The following is a 21,538-nucleotide window of genomic DNA, read 5'->3' as shown; positions in this document are numbered from 1 at the left end:
GCAGGGAAGCCTGAGCCCTTGGTCATTCATGGCTGGACGGTCTTCGCCCATCCACTGTTCCTGGCGCAGATTGAAGCGCTGGCGCGGCAGGTCGAGACTCTGAAGCAGAAGGACCCGGCCGGGTACGTAAAAAAGAACGCCAGCAAACGGCTGGCCGCGATCACCAAACTGGCGTTCGATGTCATCCCGCAAGATCCGACGCGACCGGAGTATCGCCAGGGCGGGACGCTCGGTGACGATCACAAGCACTGGTTTCGGGCCAAGTTCTTCCAGCAGTACCGACTATTCTTCCGCTACCATGCCCCGAGCAAGGTGATCGTCTACGCCTGGGTGAATGACGAAGACAGCAAACGTGCCTTTGAGCGCAGCGACGACGCCTACCGGGTGTTCCGCAAGATGCTGGAAAGCGGGCATCCGCCGGATGACTGGGATCAGCTCCTGGCTGAGGCGCAGAAAGAATCGCAGCGGATGCAGGAATCATTGGCCAGGGCGGCAGCAGCGCAGTGATTGGCGCAGCGTGCGTCTACTCGTACCCCATCTTGAGCTCCTGGGCCTGGGTAAGCGGGATCTCAGGCTACCCACTTGAAATGGCCGAGGGCCAGAAGTTCTATATCTGGAATAAGGTTGATGTTCACACTTCAAGGCGTTAGCGAGGTCTGGGTAAACTCCAGTGTCGATACAAGGCCATCATGCGCAGAATAAAGGTCAGTGATGCGCCAGCCAGGGTACTTTCGATGGAGGGTAAATGCAGAAAATCGCCAACCAGAGTAATCGCTGCTCCTAACAAGGCCGCCGACGCATAGATTTCTGCGCGCAGAACCACAGGAATCTGGGCTGTTAAAATGTCGCGCACCATGCCGCCGCCAATGCCGCTGATCATCCCCAAAACTGCTGCCATGACCGGAGATAAGCCAAAAGTCAAAGCCTTTTGTGCTCCCGTGGCAGCAAAAACACCAAGGCCGGCAGCATCGAAAAGTAGCACTGGGTGGCGCAGGTGATCAAAAAGGTGATGAAAGAAAAATACACCGACACCTACGAGAACCGCCAGGGCCATGATATGCCAGTTGGCGATGGCTTCTGGAGGGGTGGCACCGATGAGCAGGTCCCGTAAAATGCCCCCTGAAACCGCAGTAACAACGCCCAATACGACAATACCAAAAATGTCCATTTGACTGCGCACCCCGCGCATTGCCCCGCTGATGGCAAATGCGAATATCCCTAACAGGTTGATCAGGTCCAGGAAGAAAGTTGTGGTGGTATGACTCAACTGCACGGCCTCCGTCGTTTGTTTAGGTTTTTGCGCCAAAAGATTAGCGCCGGGGATACTATACGGTTAGGTAACTGCGTGAGAAGGGGGATAAGCCAAAATGCGTCCTTGTTGCGTAGTCTCATTGTGACTACAAGACGGGTGTCTGAACCTTCCTGGAGAACTACCATGAGCACCACCACCGACACCTACGTCCGCGCCCGCATTGACACCAATACCAAGGAGCGGGCCGCCAGCGCGCTTGAATCAATGGGGCTGTCGGTTTCCGACGCCATTCGCCTGCTGATGCTGCGCATCGCTGACGAACACCGACAGGGCTGATGCAGCAAATCGCCCCGATCTCGAATCGGATACGAACGCATCTTTCTTCTGACGCCACGCGGATTACGCTGCCCGCGACTGGTTACCGCCCGTCATGAGGCAATCTCAGCCAGGACGCTGTATATCCATGCTGACCTACTCCGAGGGGGAATAGAGCCAGCGGCGGGTAGCCGGCGATAGTAGTACGCGAATGGTATGCGAGAAAGACAAATTTTCAGCGGCCTGCCCGGTTTGGGCCGCCGCTTCGGTCGGGTTCATCCAGTTGGTGACCAGGCGATAGCGGGGTTCCGCATCGGGGATCCCGTCCAGGGTGTATTCGATGACACGCACCCGGGCACCATCGCGTCCCTTCTTCCGGTCTTGGGCACTGGCATAGAGGTGCTGAGGCAGGACCCATCGGCCAGCCCTCCTCTCGGGGCAGCTTCAGGACGCTACCGAGGCGGAACAACTCTGGCATAGAGCACCATGGCCAGATAGCCTACGGTCAGGTAATCCGCCAAACGCACACCCGCTGATCATTGCGCTTTGTCCTCGCCATAGCGCTGCCTCCATCATGGGTAACCCGGCTATAGTCTCACAGAAATCCAACTGGCTAAACAGTATTTGGTCTAACATGCGGCGGTTTGCCTGATTGATCCAGCAATCGGTAGCCAGGTGGGGATCAATCTGTCCAAAGCCCACGAAAAGGGCTAAAAAAATACTGGAAATACGCAGATAAAGTAGGGATACTTTGTAAAAATCGCCTGAGAAAGGCGAGGGTGGGGGGGCACCTCTATCTCAAACTGAACAATTTTTGTTATTCGAGGTGCCCTGATCCGGTTTCTGCGGGTGCAAATCAGATGCAAACAGGGCCTATTGTGATTGTGCTATTTCGTGGTGTCATCTGGTATACACCACAATGTTCAACTGGCTATATTTTCAGCAGATTCATCCGAAATTGGAAGGTTTTTAAAGGCGTCCATACAAAGTCTGACGCTGTTCATGAAGCTGAAAAACCAGGACCAGCCGAATAGATGCCGGTCATCGGCGCACCATGAATACTTACCGATGACGTGATATCCGGACTTCCTGTTGGTGATTTTTCTGTTTAGTCAAAAAGTTACATTTTTTCTAAAATTAAATGTAGGAGCTTTAACATGTCAAAAAAGCCAAAATCTATTGCTTTTGTATTTGGCTTGCTATCCGGACTTTCCGGGTTAGCATATGCAGATGGTTTCTCCATTCCACCACCACTAAAATTTAATGCCGGTCCCCTAGGAAAACTTGACGTCCAGGGTGTTGCCTCTGCTATGGTCTTTGCACAGACCAACCCTGCCGGCACAGGCCTCAACGGTAAAAATTTTGGTGCCGGGATAACCAACGGTTTGATATCCATCAGTAAGCCTACCGGCCTTATACAGTTTTATCTGACTGCCGGTGTCTATGATTTTCCAAACCTTGGGCAACCCTTCCATTCTGCAAGCACTGCCTTACAAGACTTTACCGCGCTCCCGTCTGCCTATCTTACTATTGCGCCATTGAGTAATTTTTCTGTTAGCATCGGGCAGCTTCCCACTCTGATTGGTTATACTGGAACACTTGATTATAACCGCATGAATATCGAGGGAGGATTTCCGTGGACTATTCAACCGTCATTTAGTCGCGGCATCCAGATCAACTATTCCTATGGGCCAGTATCGGCATCGGTTTCTTGGAATGACGGATATTTTTCCAATCGTTATAACGTTATATCGGGCTTGCTGACCTATACGATCAACCCGGAAAACTCGGTTTCCATCTACGCCGATGGAAATACAGGGCATACCGGCACGATCAATGATGTGAACTCGTTACGCTTCTCTAAAAATGGTTATGTAGATAGCTCACTGGTATATGACAATAGTAATGTTTATGGTTTTTACTACACCTATAGCGGTTCGCTTTTTACCATAACTCCGGAATTACAGTACATGTACACTCCAATCAATCGGGCTTTTGGTACGACTCAAAGTTCCAACGACATCAGCGCCATGATCCACGCAGACTATTATCTCACCAAGAACTGGTCTATTGCAGCCGGTGTCGACTATGAACACGCAACTTCAACTGGTGAGGCTGCGGCGGCGACGGGCGGCTATTTTGGTTATGGTGCGGGATCTAGCGCTTTCGGAGTGATGATCACACCAACTTATGTAGATAACTGGTATTTTATACGAGATGAACTCTCTTATGTTCACCTCACCAACTATTCCTCTGGTTTCAGCACTGGTAATAGGCCTGATCAGTTCAGAGATATTCTGGAAACCGGGTTTTGGTTTTGATCGAAGGCGAGCAATATAAGTAACTGAACCCGGAATAGTGGCGTCAGCTTTGGTTTGATCGCGCTCAGCATTGGAACGCAAAACCTGCATCAGGTGCAGGACCAGTTCGCCGCCCAGCTCTGGTCGACTGAATTGCCGTCTTGAAAGTGTCTGTGATACCAGACACCCTACGAGGTCTTTTAGGCTTCAGGTTTCCTGGGTGCAGAGGGAGGGTGGTTGTTATTTGAATTCGCCGGCCCAAAAAACCCCACAAGAAAAGAGAGGTGGGCGGCGGCATCGTGCGCCATGTACCATTTCATGGTATGGCTATCATCCAGACCATCGGAACGCGAGCGCCCTGCAAGGGCGGCACAGAAATGGCGCGGCCCCCACTGAGAACTATGCCACAACGTGCCTGACTGCTTGAAAATATGGGGTGGCTGATGGGGCTCGAACCCACGACAACCGGAATCACAATCCGGGACTCTACCGACTGAGCTACAGCCACCATTGACAGAGGGCAGATCATACAATGGCCGACGCCCGTCCGCAAGGCCGGTGAAACGGCGATCAATCCATGAACAGCGAACTGACCGAGTCCTCTTCCGCAATCCGGCGGATGGTTTCGGCCAGCAGCTCGGCAACGGACAGTACGCGGATCTTGGCGCTGGCCCGGGCATCCGGCCTGAGCGGTATGGTGTCGGTGACGACCAGTTCGTCCAGATCGGATCGCTCGATGCGCTCCATGGCGGGGCCGGACAGTACGGGGTGAGTACAGTAGGCGCAGACCTTGACGGCGCCCCGCGCCTTGAGGGCATGGGCCGCTTCGCAGAGGGTGTTGGCGGTATCGACCATGTCGTCCACGAGAACACAGGTGCGGCCGTCCACGTCTCCAATGATATTCATGACGACCGATTCGTTGGGGCGCGGTCGGCGTTTGTCGATAATGGCGAGATCCACTTCAAGGCGCTTGGCAATGGCGCGGGCGCGGACGACGCCGCCTACGTCCGGGGAAACCACAATCAGCTCCGGATAGCTCTGGCGCCAGATGTCGCCGAGGAGAATGGGTGAGGCGTAAATATTATCCACCGGCACATCGAAGAAGCCTTGAATCTGGTCAGCATGTAGATCCATGGTGAGGACCCGGTTGGCACCAGCGCTGGTAATGAGATCGGCGACCAGTTTAGCGGTGATGGCTGTACGTGAGCGTGACTTGCGATCCTGACGGGCATAGCCGAAATACGGCATGGCGGCGGTGATGCGATTGGCCGAAGCGCGTTTCAGTGCGTCGATCATGGTCAGCAATTCCATGAGATGATCGTTGGTCGGCGTGCAGGTAGGCTGGAGCACGAAAACATCTCGCCCGCGCACGTTTTCCAGTATCTCAACAAAGACTTCGCCGTCGCTGAAGGCGCTGACTTCGGCGCGGCCGATAGGAATTTGCAGGAAGCGCGCTACCTGGGCGGCCAGTACGGGATTGGCGTTCCCGCTGAAGACCATGAGATTGCCGTGGGCCATGTGATGTCGTTCTCTCTTCGCAGGTGGCAAAACAGTCCGAGGATAATTTGGCTGGGGCGCCAGGGATCGAACCTGGGAATGCCGGAATCAAAATCCGGTGCCTTACCGCTTGGCTACGCCCCAATAATCATTGCTCGGCGGGATCGTAAAGTGGGTGCTGGTTACATCCGCGTACCGCCCATGCCCGCCAGGGCGGGGGCGCCAGCGCGGCAACCTGCTGTGCGGCAACGGCATCTGCCACCACCCCGAAAACGCAGGCCCCGCTACCCGTCAGCCGAACATCGCGCACGCCATGGTCTCTTAACCAGCGTATGCTGCGATGGACTTCGGGATAGCGAGCACACACCACGGATTCCAGAGTGTTTTCCGTCGCCCCGCCGAGAAACGCGCTTATTGTGATGGGCACATGGTGCCGTGTCAATTCAGGAGCAGTGAATATCTCCCGGGTACTAACCGATATCTGCGGATGCAACAGCACATAGTGGCTTTCCTGGAGGGCATCGAGTGCCTGTAGGCGTTCGCCCACTCCCTCCGCCCAGGCGCTGCGCCCGAATAGGAACACCGGAACGTCGGCGCCAAGGCTGGTGCCGATCTCCATGAGTTCCGCGCGACTCAGACCGGTACGCCACAGTCGGTTGAGCATGATGAGGGTGGTGGCGGCATCCGAGGAACCACCCCCGATGCCACCCCCCATGGGCAGAATTTTTTCCATACGAATGTGGACCCCCTCGCGGACGGCACCGACCTTGGCCAGGCATTGCGCGGCGCGGATACTGAGGTCATCGGCTTCTGCCACGCCTGTAGGTCCACCACTGCGGGAAAATTGTCCGGCAGGGCGCGAGCTGAACCATAGCCGGTCGGCCAGGTCGATAAACTGGAACACCGTTTGCAGTTCGTGATAGCCATCGCTGCGCTGGTCGATAACGCGCAGCATCAGGTTCAGCTTGGCGGGGGCGGGATAACTTTCGCTCATGGAGTGCCGGGATTCCCCATGCGCCATTGGGTGATGGCCAGGCGCAGGGTGATGCCCTCCGGCCCCGTGGCCTGGAGCAGCTTGGGCATGGTGAGGCCGCCTACCGGCGCATATTGGAGATATTGGATCCGCCAGGGGCCGCTGCGCAGGACTTCGGGCAGACCTGCGGCATTCTGCCGCTCCGTCGCCGCACCGCGGCGCAGGCCAAGTATCCAGTCCGGCAATTCATTCGCCGGTAGATCAACATGGAGGACCAGCGCAAGGAGCGCCTCCAGAGTATCCGCCTGTCGGACATCACCGTTGGCCAGTTGCAGGTGCGCGCCTCGGGGATCGACGGTAATGCGGGCGACCGTGCGGCCGAGGGGGTCGTAAACGGAGAACTCCTGGCGCCGGGGGGACTGCTTCCAGTCGAATCCGAAGTCTTCACTGCTTTTGGGGGTGCTGAGCGCTGCCTGGCCGCTGGCTTGCCACTGTTTCAGGCTGGCGACGACCTGGTTTCTCTCGGCCGTCGGCAGGATGACCCCGGGGGATGGCGAAACGGGAGGGGTGGTCGCACAGGCGGACAGCACGCCGGTAAGCAGGAGTGCGGCCAGTGTGCGAACGGTTCTCCGGAACCGAAGCCGGGTGGGTCGCATGGCGTGGGGAATCCTCATGGCTGGCGGTTGAGCGCCCTTCTGAGGGCAGCATCATCCGGGTGTTTTTGCAGCGCGTGCTGCCAGACCTGCCGTGCCTCCGCATGGTGTCCCAGCGACCAGAGGACTTGTCCGAGGTGTGCGCTGATATCGGCCTCATCCGGCAGTGCCGCATGGGCCCTCTGCAGATATCCCAGAGCTCGGTCGTTGTCACCCTGCGCATGATAGAGCCAGCCGACGCTGTCCAGAATCTCGGGATTGTCAGGGTTCAGACTCAATGCCTTGGTGAGCAATTTTTGTGCTTCGGCCAGGTCGCTGTGCCGCTCCACCAAGCTATAGCCAATGAAATTGTAGGCTTGTGCATGGTTCGGCGCGAGGTGGATAACCATACGCATGGCTTTTTCCATGGCCGGATAATCCTTCAGTTGCTCATAGATGGCACCCTGGGCGTACCAGAGGCTGGGCTGCTCCGGCATGCGTTGCAAGGCGCTGCTGATTACCTGCAGGGCCTGTGGAAGGTGACCGCTGTCCTGTAGCAGGCCCGCTTCCAGCAGCGGAATCTGCGCATCCTGCGGATGCGCGGCCGCCAGTGCCCGCAGTTTGTCGGTAGCCTTGTCGTGATGACCCAGCAGGTATTCCACCCGCGCGCTGCGCAGTTCGACTTCAGGGTAGAGGGGACCCGAATGGATGCGTTGGTACCACTGCAGCGCCTCTGCCCATCGGTCCTGCGCCTCGTAGAGGCGGCCCAGATAGTAGACCGGGACGGGAGACTGGGGCGCCAGATCCCGGGTGCGCAGCAAAACGCTTTCCGCTCTCTTCCAGTCCTTCCGGTCGATGTCCATGAGTCCGAGAGAAAGGAGGATGTCGGGGTCATCAGGGTTCTGCCGCGCCATGTCCTGATAGAGGCGATAGGCTTGGGTCAGGCCGCCCATCTGGAGATAGAGCGCCGCCAGATATTGGCGAGCGAGGGTAGCCTCGGGATGGCTGGCGGTAAAGCTTTGAATGCTGCGCAAGGCGGCTGCCGGACCTTGAACGGCCTGCAGGGCTTCGGCGAGGCTGATGGCGGCTTCCTGCCAGTCAGGGCGGATGCCGAGGGCCTTTTCCAGCCAGGAGATGGCATGTTCCGGTCGTTTTTCAAGGAGATCGATGCGCCCGAGCGCGTAATAGGCGGCTGCGGATTTCGGGTCTTTATCGGCCAGTGCGCTCAATAACCGCCGCGCCTCACCGCTGCGCCCGTGGGTCACCAATAACTCGGCGAGCTGCAGGGTGACCTTCGGATCGTCGGGGAAGCGGGCCAGCGTGGCCTGCAGCAATTGCAAGGCCTGCTCGTCCTGGCCTGTGGTAAGCAGCAACGCGGCTTCAAACTGATCCGCTTCGGCGCTCCCCGGGGCGGCCTGCCGCCAGCGTCTGGCGAGTTGCAGCGCATCCTGAAAATCGCCAAACCGGGCGATAGCCTGCGTTGCCCGCCCGAGAACATTGGGTTCTGGTGCCAGCTTGGCGGCTTCCTGCCAGGCGGGGATGGCCAGTTGCGGTTCCTGCCGTGCAGTGGCGAACTCGGCCACCAGCAGATAGTAGAGCTGCTTCCCGGTCATGCCATCCGAAGCGGAATCGGCGGCCGCACCTCCGGCGGTAAGGCACAGTGCAATACCCGCCACGATGCCCCCAAGCCTGCTCCTCATCCGCTCGTTCTCCACGTTTTTGCCAGCGGGCACAATACCCGTTGGGGCTCCGGCTTGCAATCCTGTCCGGCATCGGCGACAATCCAGCCCCCTAATCGTCGCTCCGCAGGGACGGTCACCACCATTTTCTGCTTCGGACTGAGTCACCATACTGCCCCCATCGCGGTCCGGGAAAAAGTCGCTTTTTCGCCGGAGAGGCTTGCTGCAGCCTATCACGACCTGGCGGAGCAGGGCTTGGCTGCCGAGTCGCTGATCATATCCACCTGCAACCGCACGGAAATCTATGTTCACGGCGGTGCTGGCTACCATCGTCAGGCCCTGCAGGACTGGCTCTGCCATTTTCACGGCGTGGACCCGCGATTGCTGGATGGGCATATCTACCATTCGAGCGATGCGGAAGCCGTGCGCCATCTGTTTCGGGTGTCCTGCGGGCTGGATTCCATGATCATCGGAGAACCGCAGATTCTCGGTCAGGTCAAGGATGCCTATCAGGCGGCGGCGGATAGTGGTGCCGCCGGGCCGGTATTGAATCGCCTGCTGCACTGGGCCTTCCGTGTGGCAAAGCGGGTGCGCTCGGAGACCGCCATTGGTTCGGCCCCGGTCAGTGTCGCCTATGCGGCCGTATGTTTGGCCAAGCAGTTGCTGGGCAGCCTCGAAGGCAAATCGGTGCTGCTGATCGGCGCCGGGGATACCATCGAACTGGTGGCGACCCATCTGCGTGAGCATGGGGTGGAGAGATTCGCCGTAGCCAACCGCAGTGCGGAACGCGGTCAGCAACTCGCCGAAAAATTTACCGGCGACTCCCATGCGCTGGAGGCTATCCCCCATCTGTTGCACGATGCCGACGTGGTGGTCAGTTGCACCGCGAGCCTGCTGCCCATAGTGACGCGGGAAACGATCTCTGCAGTCATGGCACAGCGGGCGCGGGGTGATCTGATGCTGGTGGATCTTGCCGTACCCCGGGATATCGCCCCGGAGGTGGAAGGTGTTGCGCAGTGTTTTCTCTATACGCTGGACGATCTGAACGATATCGCCCAGGCGGGCGTGCGCGCCCGCCGCGAGGCGGCGTCGGCGGCGGAGCTGATCATTGCCGATGAGGTCGGCGAGTTTCAGCAATGGCGGGAGAGTCTGGACGTGGTGCCCGCCATCCGTCGTCTGCGTGATCATGTGGAGGGACGGCGCCAGGAGGAGCTACGGCGTTTTAGCCATTACCTGGATCAGGGGCAGGACCCTCGTGCGGTTCTGGAGGCCTTCTCCAAGGCCTTGATGAATAAAGTACTTCACGATCCCATCGCGACCCTTCGCCAGCCTTGTCAGGACGCGACCAACGAAAGTCTGGTCGCGGCACTGGATATTCTCTTTCGTCTCAGCGACGCCGAAGGATGAGTCTCAGTCCGCGGTTGCAGAGCCAGCTTGAGCAGTTGGCCTTTCGTTTTGATGAATTGAGTCAGTTGCTGGCGAGTCCTGGTGCGGCTGACGATACCCAGCGTTTTCAGAGCCTCTCCAAAGAGCTGGGCGAGATCGGCCCGGTCCTGGAACTGCTCCGCCGGTATCAGCAGCGGCAGAGGGATCGGGACGAGGGCGGGCGTATGCTGATGGAAGAACAGGATGCGGAACTGCGTGCGCTGGCCATCGAAGAGGTTGCGGCGGCCGAGGCAGAGCTCGACCAGATCGAAGCAGCCCTGCGGGTACGCCTATTGCCCAAAGACCCCAATGATGATCGTAGTGTCTTTTTGGAGGTGCGGGCAGGGACCGGTGGTGAGGAGGCCGCGCTCTTCGCGGGAGTGTTGGCCCGGATGTATACCCGTTATGCCGAGAGTAAGGGCTTTGCGGTGGTCATCCTTTCCGCCTCCGAATCGGAACGGGGCGGCTACAAGGAGGTCGTGCTGGAAATCAGTGGACGTGGTGCTTACTCCTGCCTGAAATTCGAATCGGGCGGACATCGGGTGCAACGGGTGCCCGAGACCGAGACGCAGGGCCGCATCCATACCTCCGCCTGTACGGTGGCGGTACTGCCCGAGGTGGATACGGTGAGCGAGATCACCATCAATCCCGCCGACCTGCGCATTGATACCTACCGTGCCAGTGGCGCGGGGGGGCAGCACATCAATAAAACCGACTCCGCCATCCGCATCACCCATATCCCCTCCGGTCTGGTGGTGGCCTGCCAGGAAGACCGCTCCCAGCACAAGAACCGGGCGCGGGCCATGGCGCTGCTGCAGGCCCGTCTGCTGGAACAGGAGCAGGAGAAGCAGCAGAGTGCGGCGGCGCAGACCCGACGTCTGCTGGTGGGTTCCGGAGATCGCTCCGAACGCATCCGCACCTACAATTTCCCCCAGGGGCGGATCACCGATCACCGCATCAATCTCACGCTGTACCGGCTGGAAGCGGTGCTGGAGGGTGATCTCGATGCCGTGATTGAACCGCTGATCAAGGAATATCAAGCCGATCTCCTGCAGCATATGGGTGATGACCTCTGATTCAGGCGTGGCACACCCTCTGTCACGCAGCCTGCGCGACTGGCAGCATCATCTGCGCGAACGACTGCGGGTAGTCAGCGATCAGCCGGAGCAGGAAGCGCGCTGGTTGCTGGCTGCTGCCCTGGGACTGGATACGACAGCCCTGCTCCGCAATGCCTTGCTGCCCATTCCTGCGGACCAGGGAGAACAGATTGCCGCACTGCTCGCCCGGCGCCTCGCTGGAGTCCCTCTGGCCTATTGTCTGGGTGAGTGGTCTTTTTACGGGCTGGACCTGCGCGTTAGCCCGGAGGTGCTGATCCCCCGCCCGGATACCGAGACGTTGGTGACCCTGGCTCTGGAGGGACTGGCGGAGGAGGGCGCGGGGCGTGTGCTCGACCTTGGCACCGGCTCCGGGGCCATTGCCCTGGCCATCGCCCTGGCGCGGCCGCAGACGGAAGTCTGGGCCGTGGAGCACAGCCCGGCGGCATTACGGGTGGCGCGCGCCAACGGTGCGCTTCTGGCGCCGCGGGTACATTGGCTGGAAGGCGACTGGTATGCGCCACTGGATGATGCCCTGCGTTTTGACCAGATAGTAGCCAACCCCCCTTATCTGGCTGATGACGACCCTCATCTTCCCGATTTGCACCATGAGCCCCGGGACGCCCTGGTGGCCGGCCCCCGTGGCCTGGAGTGCCTGGAACGCATCATTGCCGGCGCATATGAACGGCTCTCGACCAGCGGCATGCTCCTGCTGGAGCATGGCCCGGATCAGGGCGCCGCGGTGCGTCGCCTGCTCGGCAACGCCGGTTTCTGCGCCGTGCGGACCCACTGTGATCTGGCCGGGCGCGAACGTGTGAGCAGCGGAACGAGGATCTAGTCATGCCCGAGTTGCCCGAGGTCGAAGTCACCCGCCTGGGTATCGCTCCCCATCTGCGGGGGCGGCGCCTGGAGGGGGCCGTGGTGCGGGACGGCCGCCTGCGACTGCCCGTGAATGACGACCTTGCGGCGCGGGTGAGCGGGCAGCGTCTGCTGAACCTGCGGCGGCGGGGCAAGTACTTGCTGCTCGATCTGGAACGGGGAACGATCCTGATCCATCTGGGAATGAGCGGACACCTGCGCATCCTCCCCCAAAGCGCCCCGGTGCAGAAGCACGATCATGTCGATTTGCTGTTTGCGGACGATCTCTGTCTGCGCTTTCATGACCCGCGCCGGTTTGGAGCCGTACTCTGGCTTGCCGATGCCGACCGCCATCCCCTCCTGCAGCATCTCGGGCCGGAACCCCTGGGCGATGCTTTCGGCGCGGAGTACCTTTACCAGCGGGGCCGAAATCGGCAGATACCGGTCAAATCCTTCCTCATGGATGCCCATATCGTTGTGGGCGTCGGTAATATTTACGCCAACGAATCGCTGTTTGCGGCGGGTATCGATCCACGCCGTCCTGCGGGACGGATCGCCCTGCCGCGTTACATGAAACTGGTGCAGTCGGTGCGCGCCGTCCTGGAGGCCGCCATTGCCCAGGGTGGAACGACCTTGCGTGATTTTACCCGACCGGATGGCGGGAATGGATATTTTCGACTATCTCTGGCGGTGTATGGACGAGAGGGGGAGCCTTGTACACATTGCGGTGCGCCGTTACAGAGCGTCCGCATCGGTGGCCGGGCGACGATCTATTGTTCTCGATGTCAGCGCTGATGGGTCGGGAGTAGGCATGAGTGAATCGGGTTTGTTGGAATTGTCCCCCATTCTGCAGGGGCTGCGCGCGTTGAACGGCTGGCGGCAGGACGTCATTAGCGGCCTGCATGGGATGGCCGCGATGATGGCTGATCTGGGCCTGTTACCCAGCGGGGCCATGCTGCAGATGGAAACGCTGGCTTATGAAACGGAGCAGGACAGCTTGCGTATCGCCTTTGTCGGCGAGTTTTCCCGCGGCAAGACCGAGCTGATCAACGCGCTCTTTTTCTCGGATATGGGGACGCGGCTGCTGCCCTCCGGTTCCGGCCAGACCACCATGTGTCCGGTGGAGATCCGTGGTGCGCCACAGGGGCGACCGGGGTTGCAACTGCTACCCATTGCCAGCCGTAGTCTGGATGTCAGTATCGAAAAACTCAAGAGGGCGGGGAGCGCGTGGACGCGCCTGCCGCTGCCGCTGGAAGAGAAAAGCGAACTCAACCAGACGCTGTTGCATCTTACGGAAACGGTTTGTGTGACGGTAGAGGATGCCCGTCGCATCGGGCTGTGCCCGCCGCTCAATCGTACGCCCAAGGACCGCGAACGCACCGTTTGTCCATCCTGTGGACTCGGTAAGGTGCTGATTCCGCGCTGGCGTCATGCCCTGCTGTATCTGGCGCATCCCATGCTGGACGCCGGCCTCACGGTGCTGGACACTCCCGGCCTCAACGCCATCGGGGCAGAGCCTGAACTGACTTTTGGCATGCTTGCCGACGCTGACGCCATCATTTTTGTGCTGGGCGCGGACACCGGCGTCACCCAGAGCGACCTGACCATCTGGGAACAGTATCTGATACGCAATGCGCACCAGAAGCAAATCGTGCTGCTCAACAAGATCGATACCCTCTGGGACGAATTGCGTGACTGGTCCGGGGTGGTGGCGGAAATTGAACAGCAGGTGGACAAAACGGCGGAACGACTGCATGTGCTCCGTGAACAGGTGATCCCGGTTTCCGGCCAGAAGGGGCTCGTTGCCCGGATCCGCCGGGACCGGAAACTGCTGGAACGCAGTGGGATGGCTGCCCTGGAGCGTTCCATCGCCGAAGTGCTGCTGCCCGCACGGCAGGCGGCCATTCAGGCTAAATGCCGGGCGCTGGTAGAGCGTGTCGTCATGGACCAGAAGAGGCTGCTGCGTGAGCAAATGAACAGAATCACGGTGCAGATGGAGAGCATGCGCAGCCTCAAGGACCGGACTGCAGAGAAGGTGCCTGAACTGGTGGAGCAACATCGTCGGTTGCTAGGGAGTTTTGAGGCTGACCGGCAGGCCTTCGAAGGGAAAAAGGCGGTTTTCCGGCAGGCGGTTGAAGAGCTTCTGTTGGCCCCCCTGGCGCCCGCATCCTTTGATTTCGTGATCAGCAACGCCAAAGCGGAAATGCTTTCCGCCTGGACGACGGCCGGTATCGTCGAACGCTTCAGACGTTTCTTCGCGGAGGCCATAGCCCACTTCGATACTGCGCTGCAGGGTGCGCAGCAGGTATCGGAACTGGTGGCCGGGGAGTATCAGGCGCTGCAGAAGCACTATCGTCTCCCCGCACTGAGGGCAGTGCCCTATGCCATCATGCCGCGGCGGGCGGAGCTCATCGACATGGCGGAAAATTATGAGCGATTCGGGATGATGCTGGAGATCGCCGTGAATACCCAGAGTGCGGTGGTGCGCAAGGCATTCCTCACCGTAGCCGGGCGGACCCGGGATTTTGTCGTGGAAACCAGGCGAGAGGCAGAGGTTTGGGTGGATGAGATCATGGCAGTCTTGAACCAGCAGTTACAGGTTTATCACGATAACGCCGAAGAAGAACTCACGGCGTTGCAAAGTATTGTCCAGACGATGGGCAATATTGACACCCGCATTCAGCAGTTACGGCAGAACCTGCAAGCCGCGGAGGAACAGGCGGCCCGTCTTGACCGTCACGCGGCGCCGTTGCTCCGCTTGTTGCGGGAGCCGTTCAGCACTGCCCGATAAGCCGCAGAAATTTCTGTTGCAGGGCCTCCGGCGATTCCGCATGGTCAGGGTCGCTGACAATGCAGTCCACGGGGCAGACCTCTTTGCATTGCGGAGTGTCGTAGTGACCGACACACTCGGTGCAAAGGTCGGGATCGATGACATAGATCCGCGTGCCCATGCTGATGGCGTTGTTGGGGCATTCCGGCTCGCAGACATCGCAATTGATACACTGATCGTTAATGAGCAGGGACATCGTGTTCTCCTCAGGGTGGCCCGGTATTCTACGTTTCTACGGCACCGGGGTCCATGCCGATACGAAAATGCCGCTTCAGGGCCGCAGCCACCAGGGGCTGGACAAAGGCACCTACGTCCCCCCCCAGGCGGCTGATTTCCCGCACGAGGCTGGATGAGAGAAACGTATGCTGATCGGAGGTCATCAGGAAGAGCGTCTCGATCCGCGCATCCATACGCCGGTTGATGGACGCCAGTTGAAATTCATGCTCGAAATCCGATATGGCGCGCAATCCGCGCAGGATGAGATGGGCCCTTTCTTCCTGAAGCAGATGAATCAGCAGTCCGGGAAAGGGGCGTACCCGCACCCCCGGAATCGCGCCTAAAGTCGCCTCGGCGAGCGCGACCCGTTCGGCGAGAGGGAAAATGGTAGTCTTTGCCGTTTGGGCGGCTACCGCGACGACGACCTCGTCGAACAGTGCCGCGGCTCGCCGCACCAGATCCTCATGGCCATTGGTGATGGGGTCGAAGGTGCCGGGATAAATGATCCGGCGCTCTGTATTGGGCTTAGTCATGGGGGTGCTCCGGCAAGGTCCGGTAGAGAACATAGTGTGCGGTACCGCAGTGGCCCCGCCGGTGGGCTTGCCAGTGGCGAGGGATCAGGGCGTCGTCCCATTGCTCCGCAGCGGAGGTTTCCAGGTAGAGCCAGCCTCCCGCAGCAAGTGTCCGGTCCTGCCACAGCAGATGAGCCATCCGGGCTGGCCAGCCCTGATCGAAAGGCGGGTCCGCGAAAAGGATATCGAAGGGTCTGGTACACTGTTGCAGGTACCCCAGCGCGTCCGTTCCCGCCAACTGCTGTGCCGCTACGCCGCAGGCGGCCAGATTCCGGGCCAGGAGCCGGCGATGACCAGGGTCCTGTTCGACAAAAACGACTTCCTGGGCGCCGCGTGACCAGGCCTCCAGTCCCAGCGCCCCGCTACCGGCAAAAAGATCCAGCACCCGCGCCCCGGCCACCTGCCCCTCCAGCCAATTGAACAGCCTCTCTCGTACCGCGCCAGGCGTGGGGCGCAGGGTACGGCCGGTTGGAGTCAGCAGGCGTCGCCCGCGATGACGCCCCGCGATGATGGAGATGCTCATGCGCAGCGGCCCGGCAGCGGGGATCGTCCCGCGAGGGGTGTGCGGGCACCCCGCGCATTGTTCGATTCCGCCCTTCGGTGGATAATGTAAAGGTTCATGGCGTCTGAGGTCTGCTTAACCCAATGGTGTTCGACTGGTTCAAGCGTAACAAAAGCCTCCCTGCGGGGGAAACGTTCGCCGAAGAGGCATTGCCCCCTGCCACTGTGGCGACTATCCCGGAAGACGCCCCCAAGGGACTTTTCTCCCGTCTTCGGCAAGGTCTGGCCCGCAGCCGGGAACAACTGGCCGGGGGTGTAGGGCGTCTGGTACTTGGTAAAAAGGTGATCGATGCGGATCTGCTGGAAGATCTGGAAGCCCTACTGCTACAGGCGGATCTCGGCAGCGCCGCAACCCGGGAAGTCATGGACAGCGTCACGGAACGGGTGCGTCGCAAGGAGCTCACGGACCCCGCCGCGCTCCAGGCGGCACTGCGCGAGTCGCTTCTGGATATCCTGCGTCCCCGCGCACAACCCTGGTCGCCCGAGAAGGGGCATTCTCAGGTGTTGCTCATGGTCGGTATCAACGGCGCGGGCAAAACGACCACCATCGGTAAACTGGCGGCACGCTGGAAAGCGGAAGGTTTCACGGTAGTGCTTGCTGCTGGCGACACCTTCCGCGCCGCTGCCGTCGAGCAGTTGCAGGGCTGGGGGAGGCGCGCGCAGGTGCCGGTGGTGGCGCAGGGTACGGGCGCTGACAGCGCCTCCGTGATTTTCGATGCGCTGACCACGACCCGCGCGCGTGGCAACGACCTGCTCATCGCCGATACCGCCGGGCGCCTCCATACCCAGGGCCATCTCATGGAAGAGCTGAAGAAGATCAGGCGGGTTCTCGGCAAACAGGACCCGGAGGCGCCGCAGCAGATCTGGCTGGTGCTGGACGCCGGGACCGGGCAGAACGCCCTCAATCAGGCGCGTCAGTTTCATGATGCGGTGGGGCTGACAGGTATTTGCATCACCAAGCTAGATGGCACCGCCAAGGGGGGTGTGGTGGCGGCCATCGCCAAGGCCCTGCCCATCCCTATTCGCTACATTGGTGTCGGTGAGCAGGTCGAAGACTTACGCCCCTTTGACCCCGAATCTTTTGTCGATGCCTTATTTGCGGAGTCGAAGTCATGATCGAGTTCATCAACGTCACCAAGCATTATCCGGGACGACATCATGTCCTCCGCGAGGTGAATCTGCGTTTGCGTAAAGGGGAGATGGCCCTGCTGACTGGACCTTCCGGTGCTGGCAAAAGTACACTCCTCAAGTTGCTTCTGCGCCTGGAAGATGTCAGTCACGGGACGTTGATGGTCAACGGTATCGATGTCTCCACCCTCAGGCGCCGCCATATTCCCGCCTACCGGCGGCGGATCGGCGTGGTCTTTCAGGACCATAAGCTGCTGATGGATCGCGATGTGTTCAGCAATGTGGCGTTGACCCTGCAGGTCGGAGGTCTCAGCGGCCGGCAAGTGCAAAGCCGGGTACGGGCGGCGCTGGAGAAGGTGGGGTTGGGGAATCGCGCACAGGATTTTCCAGCGATCCTGTCCGGGGGCGAGCAGCAACGGGTGGGTATCGCCCGCGCCATCGTCCATACCCCGGAAATTCTACTGGCCGACGAACCGACGGGAAATCTGGACCAATCTCTGAGCACGGAGATCCTGGACCTCTTCCGCGACTTCCATCACCACGGAACGACAGTGCTGGTGGCGACCCATGACCAATCGCAAGTCAACCGCCTCGGCCTGCCGGTATTTCACCTGGAACAGGGCCATCTGCACACGCCTGGGGAGGACAACGCGTGAATCTTCATGTTCGCCTGGAAGCCGCAAAAAATGCGCTGAACACGCTGATCAGACAGCCTGTGGCCACCTTCATGACCGTGTTCGCGCTGGCTATTGTTCTGGCGCTTCCGGTGGGTCTTTTCGCGGCCCTCAACAATCTCCAGCAACTGCTGGGACATTGGCAGGATCAGGCGCAGATCTCTCTCTTTCTGCACCAGGAAGCCTCCGCCGCCCAGATTCAGAACCTCCAGACCCTGCTCGAACGTGGCACCGGGGTGGTGAGCGTGCGTTATGTGGGTAAAGCCGCCGCCTTGACGGAGTTCGAGCACACCGCCGGCATGACGGCGGCCATCCAGACCCTGGGCGAAAATCCCCTGCCGGCCTCTTTCGTGGTCGAGCTGAACCCTTTGGCCCAGAGCCCGTCGTCACTGCAGACATTGGTGGCCTATTGGGGCCGGCAGCCGGGGGTGGCCAGCGCACAGTCAGACCTGGGCTGGGTGGCCCGTCTGCAGGCGATACTTTCGCTGGGTCAGCGCGCGGTCTGGATTCTCACCGGATTGCTCGCGGTGGGCGTTATTCTGGTCATGGGAAACACCATTCGTCTGCACATCGCCCAGCGGCGCGACGAAATCGATGTGGAGAGTCTGGTGGGGGCCACTCGCGCCTTCATCCGCCGCCCTTTTCTTTACCAGGGCCTGTTTCAGGGGGCAGTGGCCGGGCTGCTGGCCTGGATGATAGTCGCCATCACGGTATGGGCCTTGCAGGGGCCTGTGGAACGGCTGGCGGAACTCTACGGTACCCGCTTTCATTTGCTGGGCCTGAGTTCCGGGCAGGGCCTTGTTCTCATTGCGGCCAGTGCGCTTCTCGGCTGGCTGGGATCCCGCCTTGCAGTCGGGCGGCACCTCGACCATACTTTTTCCTGAGGGCGGATTTTTTGCGGCCCGTCCTTGAAACAGCGCGCCGGTGGCTCCATATGCCGGGTGATGTGTCGTGAATCAGAATCCACCAGACGGAACGTGCGGCCGTGTTCGGAGTCCAAGTACGCAGGACGGTGCATGAGGATTGCCATGAAGGAACTTGCGATAGCCAGTAGAGATTTGGTCAGCCCCGACGGGCTGGCGGGGTACCTGCGTTTTGTGAACGCCCAACCGCTGCTGCGGCCGGAAGAAGAACGTGATCTGGCCCGGCGCCTGCGCGATCATGGCGACGTGGATGCGGCCAAGGATCTGGTGCTCAGCCACCTGCGCTTCGTGGTGCGGGTGGCGCGGGGTTATCGGGGATATGGCTTGCAGGAAGCCGACCTGATTCAGGAAGGCAATATCGGCCTGATGAAGGCGGTGAAGCGCTACGACCCGGATCATGGCGTACGTCTGGTCTCCTTTGCAGTGCATTGGGTCAAGGCGGAGATTCACGAATTCATCCTGCGCAACTGGCGTATTGTCAAGGTGGCCACTACCAAGGCGCAACGCAAGCTGTTCTTCAACCTCCGTTCCAGCCGCAGCCATACCGGCTGGATGAGCGGTGAGGAGAGTGCCGCCATGGCGGACGATCTGGGTGTCACCCAGGCCCAGGTGCTGGAGATGGAAGGGCGGATGTCCGGTTACGATTACTCGCTCAACCTCGAACCGGATGAGGAACGGGAGGGCGGACGTGTCCTGGATCTGGCGGATCCCACCGGGTCGCCCATCGAGCAACTGGTGGAGCGGGACTGGGATCAGCAGCAGCACAAGGCCTTGCATACGGCGCTGTCGGCCCTGCCCCAGAGGGATCGCTACATCATTGAAAACCGCTGGCTGAGCGACGACCCCAAGACCTTACAGGTGTTGGGCGATGAACTGGGTGTTTCGGCGGAACGGGTGCGGCAACTGGAAAAAAGCAGTATGGGCAAGTTGCGTCAACAAATGCTGACGACGGCGGCAGTAGCTTGAGCGCCGTATTGCTTTTTCACGTGGACGATGCCGGGCGTTGGCCCAATCTGCTGGCCAATCTGCGTAATGCCCAGACAGCGGCGCCGGCGCAAAGCCTGCGGGTCATCGCGAATGGTCAGGCACCCGTGTCCCTCTGGGCGAAGGGCCACTGGCGGCGCGAGATCGAAGAGCGCATCAGTGCCGGAGTGCAGGTCGATTTTTGTGAAAATAGCTTGCGTAACATGGGGTTGAACCCTGACGACCGGCCTGCGGGCAGCCAATTGGTCGCCGCCGGCATCATCGCCATTGCGGATGCCCAGGAGGCCGGCGCCCTCTACATCAAGCCCTGACCACGCTGTACACAGTTACCCCCGTCACAAAATATAACGAGACAAATCCTCGTCCTGCGCCAGGTCTTTCAGACGGCTGTCCACATAGGCGGCGTTGACCTCCAGGGCCGTAGTGCTGCCGTCCGGTGCGACAAAAGCCACCTCTTCCAGCAGCCGCTCCATGACCGTATGCAGGCGCCGGGCGCCGATGTTCTCCACCCGTTCATTCACCTGCTGGGCAATTTCGGCGATACGCTGCACGCCATCCTGGGTAAAGTGTAAAGCCAGCCCGTCGCTGGCCAGCAACGCACCGTATTGCCGGACCAGCGCATTCTCCGGCTCCTGCAGTATCCGCACCAGATCCGCCGCACTCAGGGCCTCCAGCTCCACGCGGATAGGCAGGCGGCCCTGCAGTTCCGGGATCAGATCGGAGGGTTTGCTGAGGTGGAAGGCGCCGGAGGCGATGAAGAGGATATGATCGGTCTTCACCACGCCGTAACGGGTACTCACATTGGAGCCCTCCACCAGTGGCAGAAGATCGCGCTGTACCCCTTCCCGGGAGACATCCGAGCCCTGCTGAGTGCCGGAGCGCACCGCCACCTTGTCGATTTCGTCGATGAAGACGATGCCGCCGGACTGTACCCGTTCCAGTGCCAGGGCGCGAACTTCCTCTTCATTGACCAGCTTGGCGGCTTCATCGTCCGTCAACAGACGCTGCGCTTCGCTCACGGCGACGCGTCGTGTGCTGGTCTTCCCTGGCGCCATGTTGGAGAACATCTCGCGGAGCTGGTTGGTCATCTCCTCCATGCCGGCCGGGGCCATGATCTCCACCCCGCCCTTGGGGGCGCTCACCTCGATCTCGATTTCCTGCGCATCCAGCTTGCCTTCGCGCAGCATTTTGCGGAACTTCTGGCGCGTACCCTCGTCGCTGCGCGGTACGCTGCTGTCGCGCGGACCGGGAATGAGGATGTCGAGAATCCGCTCCTCGGCCAATTCCTCGGCGCGCTGGCGCAGCGCGACCTGCCGTTCGCTGCGGATCATGTCGACGGCGGTTTCGGTTAGATCGCGGATGATGGATTCCACATCCTTGCCCACATAGCCCACCTCGGTGAATTTGGTGGCTTCCACTTTGATGAAGGGGGCATTGGCGAGTTGTGCCAGACGCCGGGCGATTTCCGTCTTGCCTACCCCCGTCGGCCCGATCATGAGGATATTTTTGGGGGTGATTTCCTGATGCAGCGGCGGCGGCACCTGCCCGCGCCGCCAGCGGTTGCGCAGGGCGATGGCCACTGCGCGCTTGGCCTCGGACTGGCCGATGATGTACTTGTCCAGCTC

Annotated in this window: 22 protein-coding genes, 2 tRNA genes and 1 pseudogene; 13 read left to right on the top strand and 12 right to left on the bottom strand. The window is 60.2% G+C overall.

All coding sequences use genetic code 11. The annotated features are described in order from the left end of the window. Window positions 1–18: 18 nt before the first annotated feature. Window positions 19–507: a type II toxin-antitoxin system YhaV family toxin gene (locus AFERRID_RS03625; protein ID WP_225981842.1), complete on the top strand. Its 489-nt coding sequence runs from the start codon at window positions 19–21 to the stop codon at window positions 505–507. Between the two features lie 139 nt (window positions 508–646). Here the strand turns inward: AFERRID_RS03625 and AFERRID_RS03620 are convergent, their stop codons facing one another. Continuing rightward, the gene (locus tag AFERRID_RS03620) at window positions 647–1,306 is read right to left on the bottom strand and encodes a trimeric intracellular cation channel family protein (protein ID WP_226832946.1); all 660 of its coding nucleotides are present in this window, start codon (window positions 1,304–1,306) and stop codon (window positions 647–649) included. A 129-nt stretch (window positions 1,307–1,435) separates the two neighbouring features. Here AFERRID_RS03620 and AFERRID_RS03615 point away from each other — a divergent pair. Next, a pseudogene (locus tag AFERRID_RS03615) lies at window positions 1,436–1,579 on the top strand (type II toxin-antitoxin system RelB/DinJ family antitoxin); the annotation flags it as partial. Between the two features lie 144 nt (window positions 1,580–1,723). Here the strand turns inward: AFERRID_RS03615 and AFERRID_RS03610 are convergent. Continuing rightward, complete coding sequence (locus AFERRID_RS03610; RefSeq protein ID WP_126604369.1) at window positions 1,724–1,918, bottom strand: hypothetical protein; 195 nt, start codon at window positions 1,916–1,918, stop codon at window positions 1,724–1,726. Window positions 1,919–2,724: 806 nt separating this feature from the next. Between AFERRID_RS03610 and AFERRID_RS03605 the strand changes: the two genes are divergently transcribed. Further along, window positions 2,725–3,888, top strand: a complete 1,164-nt coding sequence (locus AFERRID_RS03605; protein ID WP_113525972.1) for an outer membrane beta-barrel protein — start codon at window positions 2,725–2,727, stop codon at window positions 3,886–3,888. 411 nt (window positions 3,889–4,299) lie between these two features. Here the strand turns inward: AFERRID_RS03605 and AFERRID_RS03600 are convergent. From AFERRID_RS03600 to AFERRID_RS03575, 6 genes are all read right to left on the bottom strand, one after another. Beyond that, window positions 4,300–4,375, bottom strand: a tRNA-His gene (locus AFERRID_RS03600). Between the two features lie 62 nt (window positions 4,376–4,437). After that, entirely contained in the window at window positions 4,438–5,385 is a 948-nt protein-coding gene (locus AFERRID_RS03595; protein ID WP_113525973.1) for a ribose-phosphate pyrophosphokinase, read from the bottom strand. Window positions 5,386–5,433: 48 nt separating this feature from the next. Next, a tRNA-Gln gene (locus tag AFERRID_RS03590) sits at window positions 5,434–5,508 on the bottom strand. 4 nt (window positions 5,509–5,512) lie between these two features. Next, window positions 5,513–6,358 (bottom strand): 4-(cytidine 5'-diphospho)-2-C-methyl-D-erythritol kinase, encoded by an 846-nt coding sequence (gene ispE, locus AFERRID_RS03585; protein ID WP_126604368.1) that lies wholly within the window; start codon window positions 6,356–6,358, stop codon window positions 5,513–5,515. After that, complete coding sequence (gene lolB / locus AFERRID_RS03580; protein WP_225981841.1) at window positions 6,355–6,993, bottom strand: lipoprotein insertase outer membrane protein LolB; 639 nt, start codon at window positions 6,991–6,993, stop codon at window positions 6,355–6,357. The genes ispE and lolB overlap by 4 nt, the downstream gene beginning before the upstream one ends. A 14-nt stretch (window positions 6,994–7,007) precedes the next feature. Further along, window positions 7,008–8,669, bottom strand: coding sequence for a tetratricopeptide repeat protein (locus AFERRID_RS03575; RefSeq protein WP_126604366.1), 1,662 nt, complete (start codon window positions 8,667–8,669; stop codon window positions 7,008–7,010). Between the two features lie 54 nt (window positions 8,670–8,723). Between AFERRID_RS03575 and hemA the strand changes: the two genes are divergently transcribed. From hemA to AFERRID_RS03550, 5 genes are read left to right on the top strand one after another with little or no spacing between them, the layout of a single operon-like run. Next, entirely contained in the window at window positions 8,724–10,055 is a 1,332-nt protein-coding gene (hemA, locus tag AFERRID_RS03570) for a glutamyl-tRNA reductase (RefSeq protein ID WP_113525976.1), read from the top strand. Beyond that, entirely contained in the window at window positions 10,052–11,149 is a 1,098-nt protein-coding gene (prfA, locus tag AFERRID_RS03565) for a peptide chain release factor 1 (RefSeq protein ID WP_113525977.1), read from the top strand. Before hemA ends, prfA begins: the two co-directional genes overlap by 4 nt. Beyond that, window positions 11,139–12,005, top strand: coding sequence for a peptide chain release factor N(5)-glutamine methyltransferase (gene prmC / locus AFERRID_RS03560; RefSeq protein WP_126604365.1), 867 nt, complete (start codon window positions 11,139–11,141; stop codon window positions 12,003–12,005). The genes prfA and prmC overlap by 11 nt, the downstream gene beginning before the upstream one ends. A 2-nt stretch (window positions 12,006–12,007) precedes the next feature. Continuing rightward, complete coding sequence (gene mutM / locus AFERRID_RS03555; protein ID WP_126604364.1) at window positions 12,008–12,820, top strand: bifunctional DNA-formamidopyrimidine glycosylase/DNA-(apurinic or apyrimidinic site) lyase; 813 nt, start codon at window positions 12,008–12,010, stop codon at window positions 12,818–12,820. 16 nt (window positions 12,821–12,836) lie between these two features. After that, window positions 12,837–14,816 carry a dynamin family protein gene (locus AFERRID_RS03550; RefSeq protein WP_126604363.1) on the top strand — a complete coding sequence of 660 codons (1,980 nt, stop codon included), beginning with the start codon at window positions 12,837–12,839 and terminating at the stop codon, window positions 14,814–14,816. On the opposite strand, the gene AFERRID_RS03545 is transcribed toward AFERRID_RS03550, so the two are convergent. The 3 genes from AFERRID_RS03545 to rsmD are packed head-to-tail and all read right to left on the bottom strand — an operon-like array spanning window position 14,800 to window position 16,166. Then, a complete protein-coding gene (locus AFERRID_RS03545; RefSeq protein WP_126604362.1) occupies window positions 14,800–15,051 on the bottom strand; it encodes a YfhL family 4Fe-4S dicluster ferredoxin in 252 nt (83 codons plus the stop codon). The genes AFERRID_RS03550 and AFERRID_RS03545 overlap by 17 nt on opposite strands. Before the next feature lie 28 nt (window positions 15,052–15,079). Beyond that, the gene (coaD, locus tag AFERRID_RS03540; RefSeq protein ID WP_113525982.1) at window positions 15,080–15,604 is read right to left on the bottom strand and encodes a pantetheine-phosphate adenylyltransferase; all 525 of its coding nucleotides are present in this window, start codon (window positions 15,602–15,604) and stop codon (window positions 15,080–15,082) included. Next, window positions 15,597–16,166 carry a 16S rRNA (guanine(966)-N(2))-methyltransferase RsmD gene (gene rsmD, locus AFERRID_RS03535; protein ID WP_126604361.1) on the bottom strand — a complete coding sequence of 190 codons (570 nt, stop codon included), beginning with the start codon at window positions 16,164–16,166 and terminating at the stop codon, window positions 15,597–15,599. Before rsmD ends, coaD begins: the two co-directional genes overlap by 8 nt. Window positions 16,167–16,288: 122 nt before the next feature. Here rsmD and ftsY point away from each other — a divergent pair, with 122 nt between their 5' ends. The 5 genes from ftsY to AFERRID_RS03510 all read left to right on the top strand — a co-directional run bounded on the left by ftsY (window position 16,289) and on the right by AFERRID_RS03510 (window position 20,224). Then, the gene (ftsY, locus tag AFERRID_RS03530) at window positions 16,289–17,320 is read left to right on the top strand and encodes a signal recognition particle-docking protein FtsY (protein WP_126604360.1); all 1,032 of its coding nucleotides are present in this window, start codon (window positions 16,289–16,291) and stop codon (window positions 17,318–17,320) included. Then, window positions 17,317–17,988 (top strand): cell division ATP-binding protein FtsE, encoded by a 672-nt coding sequence (gene ftsE / locus AFERRID_RS03525; protein WP_009568266.1) that lies wholly within the window; start codon window positions 17,317–17,319, stop codon window positions 17,986–17,988. The genes ftsY and ftsE overlap by 4 nt, the downstream gene beginning before the upstream one ends. Next, on the top strand, window positions 17,985–18,890 hold the full coding sequence (gene ftsX / locus AFERRID_RS03520) for a permease-like cell division protein FtsX (protein WP_113525985.1): 906 nt from the start codon (window positions 17,985–17,987) through the stop codon (window positions 18,888–18,890). Before ftsE ends, ftsX begins: the two co-directional genes overlap by 4 nt. Window positions 18,891–19,034: 144 nt before the next feature. Beyond that, window positions 19,035–19,895, top strand: a complete 861-nt coding sequence (gene rpoH / locus AFERRID_RS03515) for an RNA polymerase sigma factor RpoH (RefSeq protein WP_113525986.1) — start codon at window positions 19,035–19,037, stop codon at window positions 19,893–19,895. Further along, a complete protein-coding gene (locus tag AFERRID_RS03510; protein ID WP_113525987.1) occupies window positions 19,892–20,224 on the top strand; it encodes a DsrE family protein in 333 nt (110 codons plus the stop codon). Before rpoH ends, AFERRID_RS03510 begins: the two co-directional genes overlap by 4 nt. 24 nt (window positions 20,225–20,248) lie before the next feature. Here the strand turns inward: AFERRID_RS03510 and hslU are convergent, their stop codons facing one another. Next, on the bottom strand, window positions 20,249–21,520 hold the full coding sequence (gene hslU / locus AFERRID_RS03505; protein WP_269149226.1) for an ATP-dependent protease ATPase subunit HslU: 1,272 nt from the start codon (window positions 21,518–21,520) through the stop codon (window positions 20,249–20,251). Window positions 21,521–21,538 lie beyond the last annotated feature (18 nt).

It is taken from the genome of Acidithiobacillus ferridurans (genome assembly GCF_003966655.1).
Taxonomy (GTDB): Bacteria; Pseudomonadota; Gammaproteobacteria; order Acidithiobacillales; family Acidithiobacillaceae; genus Acidithiobacillus; species Acidithiobacillus ferridurans.
This window is presented reverse-complemented; position numbering and strand designations above follow the sequence as displayed.